The organism is Nitrincola nitratireducens, assembly GCF_000585235.1.
In the GTDB taxonomy this organism is placed as follows: domain Bacteria; phylum Pseudomonadota; class Gammaproteobacteria; order Pseudomonadales; family Balneatricaceae; genus Nitrincola; species Nitrincola alkalisediminis.
The window spans coordinates 1-795 of sequence record NZ_AONB01000064.1; the positions used below are offsets into that span (position 1 = coordinate 1).

General features: G+C 39.5%; 2 protein-coding genes. Both read right to left on the reverse strand.

Going from position 1 to position 795, the window contains the following annotated elements:
* Positions 1-555: hypothetical protein (locus tag D791_RS18630; protein WP_036515067.1), on the reverse strand; the 555-nt coding region annotated here is incomplete at its 3' end.
* Positions 552-795: hypothetical protein (locus tag D791_RS18635; RefSeq protein ID WP_237748717.1), on the reverse strand; the 244-nt coding region annotated here is incomplete at its 5' end. The genes D791_RS18630 and D791_RS18635, both read right to left, overlap by 4 nt.

Consider the following 795-nt stretch of genomic DNA (forward strand, 5'->3'; position numbering starts at 1 on the left):
TGAGCCTACATCGCCCCCTCTGGTTAAGAACCAGAATTCATTATTTTCATTCACAGGTGAAAGCATTTTTCTCTCTTCGATTATTTCTCGAATCATGTCATCAGAATATGAACGATAGGTCAGGTAAGCTAATAGCTCAATGACGATACATGAGATTAAAAGTGCGCTGAATATAAAAGGAAAAGCACCAAGATCGATTGATATAGTGATTGCGATATTTGCGCCAAAAGCAATTAGTAAACGTAACATCCAAGCACTTAGGTTACTTATATACAAGTCATCAGGTTCTTCTCCCTTAGACCTAAAAATAGCCGACACTAAAACAATAGTAGGAACAAAAAATAACAATCCAATATTAAATAGTGTCAGTGGATGCGTTAACCCTAAAATTAAACTGAACAAAAGGGGAATTGAGTGAAACGCTAGAAAAATAGCTAAAAAAAACTTTACCACTACCCATAAACCAGCATACTCAGGATTTGGATTTTCTACCCAGCGTGCTCTATCAGCACCCGTACTTTCGAGGGGGTGATCATATTCTTGATTAATCTTCATGGCGCCACCATCATTCCCTGATACAAGTCAGAATTCTGAAAGTCAGGTTGGTTAATGGTTGTGTTTGCACTCCATTCACGAAAAGCTTTAAGCGCCTTATCTTTAACACCAGATGTATTTATTACGTACCCCATTACTGCACCTACAGCGGCAACAATAAAAAAACCTGCTACTGCTATTGCCATAGGTGCAAGTGCAACACCAGCTGCTGCCATGCCGACGACCATGAGTGACGTCAAC